The following is a 5,081-nucleotide window of genomic DNA, read 5'->3' on the forward strand; positions in this document are numbered from 1 at the left end:
GCGCCACAACCCGGCCAACACCAGCACCTGGGTGCGCGGCCGCGACCCGGGCCAGCTGCCGCAGCTGGTCGACCCGAGCACGCGCGCGATGGTGCAGCTCGACAGCGGCGAGATCTGGCTGGGCAGCAACGAAAGCGGCGTGACGGTGCTCGACGGCCAGTCGCCCGAGGCGGTGCGCGAGACGGCGCGGGTGCTCGCTGCCGGCGAGCTGGCCGGCGTGCCGACCGAGACCGTCTACGGCCTGGCCGCGCGCGCTGACCGCGACGAGGCGGTGGCGAAGATCTTCGCGGCCAAGGGCCGTCCCAGCGACCATCCGCTGATCGTCCATGTGCTGGACGAGCAGGGCGCCCGCGTGTTCGCGCAGGACCTGCCCCCCGGTCGCCCACCGGCTGATCGAGGCCTTCTGGCCCGGTCCGCTGACGCTGATCGTGCGGCGTGTCCCCGGCATCGCCGCGGCGGCGGCCGGCGGGCAGGAGTCGGTCGGGCTGCGCTGCCCGTCGCATCCGGTCTTCCGCGCGCTGATGGCGCAGTGCCGCGCCCTGGGCGTCGAAGGCCTGGCCGCGCCCAGCGCCAACCGCTTCGGCCGCGTCAGCCCCACCACCGCCGCGCATGTCGCCGGTGAATTCGAGCCGGGCCTGACCGTGCTCGACGGCGGGCCCTGCGAGGTCGGCATCGAATCGACCATCGTCGACGTCAGCCGCGGCGGCCTGGTGCTGCTGCGGCCCGGCGTGCTGACGCCGGCGCAGCTGGAGGCCGCGGCCGGCATGGCTTTACACGCCCCCGACGCCCAGGCGCCGCGGGCCTCGGGCACACTCGCGGCGCACTATGCGCCGCGCGCGACGGTGCGGCTGATGTCGACCGACGCGCTGCGCGACGCGCTGGCGGGCGGGTGTCCGGCAGGGCTGGCGGTATATTCCCGCACGTCCTTCGCAGGGACGGACGTGGCGCCGGCGCTGCAGCGGGCGATGCCCGCGCAGGCGCGGGCCGCGGCGCGGCAGCTGTTCGCCGTCCTGCGCGAGCTGGACGCGGCCGGCGCGACCGAGATCTGGATCGAGGCGCCTCCGCAGGAGGCTGCCTGGGATGGGGTGCGGGACCGCTTGTCCCGCGCGGCGGCGGCTTTTTCGCCCCGCTGAGTTTTCGAGATTTGGAGAGTTCATGAAGAGTCTGAAGCGCCACCTGGCCGTGCTGCTGGGTGCGACCGCGATGCTGGCGGCCTGCGGCGGCGGCGGCCAGCAGATCGACCCCTTCCGTCCGACGCGGATCATTGCCTTCGGTGACGAGGCCAGCGCGCTGCGCAGCGATGGCAGCAAGTACTCCATCAACGGCACCGACACGACCACCGGCGCAGTCACCTGCGGCCTGAATCCGGTCTGGACCCAGTCGCTGGCCACCTTCTTCGGCCTGGTGTTCGGCGAGTGCAACGCCGACAAGCTCGCCACGCCGACCGGCCGCATGTATGCCGCGGCGGGCGCCAAGGTCGCCGACGTCGCCGCGCAGATCGATCGCCAGTTCGCGCTCGACGGCTTCAACAGCAAGGACCTGGTGACCGTGCTGGCCGGCGCCAACGACGTGCTGGAGCTCTACGCGCAGTACCCGGCGCAGGACGCCGGCACGCTGGGCAACGCGGCGCAGGCCCGCGGCGAGCAACTGGCCGCGCAGGTCAACCGCATCGTCGACGCCAACGGCCGCATCATCCTGTCGACCACGCAGGACATGGGGCTGTCGCCGTTCGCGCTCAAGGAGAAGGCCGCCAACGCCGACACCGACCGCGCCGCGCTGCTGACCGAGCTCTCGCGCCGCTTCAACGCCGGCCTGCGCCTGAAGATCCGCAACGACGGGCACTACATCGGCCTCATCCTGACCGACGAGCTGATGGGCACGATGAGCCGGTTCCCGTCGATCTACGGTGCGTCCAACTCGACCGACGCCGCCTGCCTGGCGACCTCGCTGCCGCCGGTGTGCACCGACAAGACGCTGGTCGCCAACGCCACGGCCACGTCCCACATGTGGGCGAGCGACCGGCTGATCGGGCCGCTGATGCATTCGCAGATGGGCTCGCAGGCCGCCACGCGCGCGTCGAACAACCCGTTCTGACGCCGTGCCGCGCCGGCGGGATGCCGGCGCTTTCCATGCTTCACGTCACGTTCACCCGGCCCTGACGCGCGATTCGCGCGGGGCGCCGGGTGACCCTCGGCCAGGGCGCCGATGGCGACCGGCTCCGACGTCGGCCATCCGCCCCCGTGCGTCGTACCGCGCCACGCGCGCGCCCGTCGACAGCCGCCTCAAGACCTGGCCCCACGCCAGCGCCGCGCACGGTTCGCATCGCGTCGACCTTGGCAATTCCGATGCCTGTTGCCCCGCGTGAACAGGCGGCTGCGCTTTCGCACAGCCATGACACAAGTGTTGCGGCCGCGCCGCGCCCAGGGGCAGGTTGTGCGTCCCGCAGCGTCGTGACGCTGGCATGCTGGCACCTGTCAGGGTTTTCCTTTTGCGTTCGCCTCGTATCGAGCGCTTACAGTGATCCCTGAGAAAAACGAACGACCGTTCGATTTAATGCCGACCGCGATCGCCGGGACGGTGTGAACGACGGAGACAACCCCTGGAGAAGTCCGAATGAACAGCCAATTCAAACTGGCCAGCCTGACCCTGGCCGCCGCGGCCATGCTGAGCGCCTGCGGTGGCGGCAGCTCCGCTGCGAGCGACGATCCCCCGCCCGCGCGCGGCGCGGTGCAACTGGGCGTCGTTGCCTCGACGACCCCGGTGACCAAGGCGCAGATCGACGCGGGCACCGCGGCCAAGGGCATCGGCGCGCTGGCCGGCGCGGCGCAGTGCGACGTCGAGATCCGCTACGTCTACTACTCGACGCGTGATCCGCAGGGCGTGATCGCGATGGCCTCGACCGCCGTGTTCGTGCCGACCGGCACCGGCGCCGCCTGCTCGGGCAACCGCCCGGTGGTGCTGTATGCCCACGGCACGACGACCGACCAGACCTTCAACATGGCCCAGGTCGACAAGAACGCCGAGGGCTCGCTGGTGATGGCCTTCTACGCCGCCCAGGGCTTCATCGTCGTGGCGCCGAACTACCTCGGCTACGACCGCTCCGGCCTGCAGTACACGACCTACCTGAACGCCGAGCAGTCGGCCATCGAGATGGTCGACGGCCTGCGCGCCGCCAAGACCTACCTGAACGCCGACAGCGCGGTGAAGCCGTCGGCCAAGCTGCTGATCGCCGGCTACTCGCAGGGCGGCCACGTGGCGATGGCCACGCAGAAGGCGATCGAGCGCGACTACGCGTCCGAGTTCACCGTCACCGCCGCGGCGCCGATGTCCGGCCCGTACAACCTGGTGAAGTTCGGCGACGTGATCACCACCACCGGCCCGATCAACGCCGGCGCGACGCTGTTCCTGCCGCTGATGCTGACCAGCTACCAGAAGGCCTACGGCAACATCTACGCGTCGCCGTCCGACGTGTACCAGTCGCCGTATGACAAGACCGCGGAGACGCTGTTCCCGACGAAGTCGACCCTCACGCAGCTGATCCAGGACGGCAAGCTGCCGAACGACCCGACCTTCACCAAGCTGTTCGGCACCGGCGGCCTGCTGACGGACTCGTTCCGCGCCGGCTACGCGACCTCCAACTACCGCAAGGCGCTGCAGACCAACACGCTGCTGGGCTGGACGCCGAAGGCGCCGGTGGCGCTGTGCGGCGGCGCCAACGACCCGACGGTGTTCTTCTTCAACACCACCGACGCGCAGGCCGACTTCGCCTCGCGCGGCAAGGCTGTCCCGGCCTCCAACCTGGAGAGCGCGGCCTCGATGCAGTGGGCTGGCGCCACGACGGCGGCCACGATCGCTGGCGGCTTCGCGCAGGCCAAGGCGGCGACGTCCGCCGCTGCCGGCGGCGGTGCGGCCGGCGCGGCCGCGGTCCAGGGTGCCTACCACGGCACGCTGGTCCCGCCGTTCTGCAATGCGCTGGCACGCGGCTTCTTCCAATCGGTCCTGGCTGCCCAGCCGTAATCCCCGGCGACCAGAACGGAGACACCATCCATGAACAAGAAAATCACCCTGATCCTGGCCGCCTCGCTGATGGCGCTGGCGGGCGCCGCGAGCGCCGAGACGGCCGTGGGCACGCACACGGTCTACCTGGGCCTGGCCCACATCGACGTGAACAGCAAGGCCGCTCCGCTGGAAGGCGGCACCAAGCAGTTCCCCGCTCCGGGCGCGCAGATCCGTGTCGGTGACGCGACCACCACCGGCTTCGGCTACACCTACCGCTTCGCGCCGCGCTGGAGCGGCGAGATCGCGCTGGGCATCCCGCCCTCGCACAAGATCTACGGCAACGGCGTCATCAAGAACGCCGGCCAGATCGCGGTCGTGCGCCAGATGCCGCCGACGGTGTTCATCAACTACCACCTGGGCGAGTACTTCACCAAGGTGGAGCCCTTCGTCGGCGTGGGCGTGAACTACACCTACTTCGAGAAGAAGCGCAGCACCCCGACCGGCGACGCGATCAGCGGCGGCCCGACCCGGATCACGCTGGAGAACTCCTGGGGCGCCGCGGCGCACGTGGGTTTCACCGTGCACTACACCAAGCAGTGGTCGCTGACCGCGACCGCGGCCTACGCGGACGTGCGCAGCCAGATGCGCTCGTACACGACGACGAACAACGGCACGGAAGAGCTTCACACGAAGATCAACTTCCGCCCGATGGTCTACACGATGTCGCTGGGCTATTCGTTCTGACGGCCGGCCGCTCGACCGCGTGCACCCACGCGGTCGGGGGCTCGCCCCGCCCCGGGCGGTCCGGGGCCGATACACTTGCCGCATGAGCGTGTTGCTGGCCCTGGATAGCTCGACCGAACACATGGCTCTGGCCCTCGTGGGCCAGGGCCATGCTGCTTTTGTGGACGCCGATGGCGGGGCGCTGGCCTCCCAGCGGATGGTCCCCGAGGCGATGGCGCTGCTGAAGCAGGCCGGCGTCGCGCTGGCCCAGGTCGACGCGATCGGCTTCGGGCGCGGCCCCGGCGCCTTCACCGGGCTGCGCACCGCGTGCTCGGTGGCGCAGGGCCTGGCCTTCGGCG

The 5,081-nt window shown here is 70.8% G+C and carries 4 protein-coding genes and 1 pseudogene; all 5 read left to right on the plus strand.

Going from position 1 to position 5,081, the window contains the following annotated elements; genetic code table 11:
* Positions 1 to 88 precede the first annotated feature (88 nt).
* A pseudogene (locus FUT87_RS13065) lies at positions 89 to 1,133 on the plus strand (L-threonylcarbamoyladenylate synthase).
* A 22-nt stretch (positions 1,134 to 1,155) separates the two neighbouring features.
* A complete protein-coding gene (locus tag FUT87_RS13070) occupies positions 1,156 to 2,094 on the plus strand; it encodes an SGNH/GDSL hydrolase family protein (RefSeq protein WP_091727856.1) in 939 nt (312 codons plus the stop codon).
* 519 nt (positions 2,095 to 2,613) lie between these two features.
* On the plus strand, positions 2,614 to 4,017 hold the full coding sequence (locus FUT87_RS13075; RefSeq protein ID WP_147241294.1) for a lipase family protein: 1,404 nt from the start codon (positions 2,614 to 2,616) through the stop codon (positions 4,015 to 4,017).
* Between the two features lie 30 nt (positions 4,018 to 4,047).
* Complete coding sequence (locus FUT87_RS13080; protein WP_091727849.1) at positions 4,048 to 4,743, plus strand: OmpW family protein; 696 nt, start codon at positions 4,048 to 4,050, stop codon at positions 4,741 to 4,743.
* 82 nt (positions 4,744 to 4,825) lie between these two features.
* Positions 4,826 to 5,081: tRNA (adenosine(37)-N6)-threonylcarbamoyltransferase complex dimerization subunit type 1 TsaB (gene tsaB / locus FUT87_RS13085; RefSeq protein ID WP_147241295.1), on the plus strand; the 256-nt coding region annotated here is incomplete at its 3' end.

Source organism: Mitsuaria sp. TWR114, assembly GCF_007997345.1.